The organism is uncultured Psychroserpens sp., assembly GCF_947494225.1.
Taxonomy (GTDB): Bacteria; Bacteroidota; Bacteroidia; order Flavobacteriales; family Flavobacteriaceae; genus Psychroserpens.
This window is the reverse complement of record NZ_CANLUG010000032.1, coordinates 1-294: the sequence shown is the minus strand read 5'-3', so window position 1 is coordinate 294 and position 294 is coordinate 1. Positions and strand designations below refer to the sequence as shown.

1 protein-coding gene is annotated in these 294 nt (G+C 39.8%); it reads left to right on the top strand.

Annotation, left to right across the window (positions count from 1 at the left end; genetic code table 11):
• Nucleotides 1-294, top strand: a 294-nt coding sequence (locus Q0893_RS19525) for a hypothetical protein (protein WP_299278971.1), incomplete at both ends; no start/stop codon positions are given.

Genomic DNA, 294 nt, shown 5'->3' with positions numbered 1-294 from the left:
GTGGAATGTACGGAAAGTACTGATCCTGCAGCTACTGGTAATGCTACAGCTACAGACTCTTGTGGAAATGTAACAGTTACTTTTGCTGATACTGCTGTTGATGCTTGTGGAAACACGCAAACAATTACAAGAACTTGGACAGCTACTGACGACTGTGGTAATACTGTGTCTGATACTCAAACAATTTCGGTAGTAGATACTATCGCTCCAGATATAACAGCTTGTACTATAGAAAATACAGTATTAGAATGTTCTGACACGAATAACGAAACTCTTGCAGATGCATGGAATGCA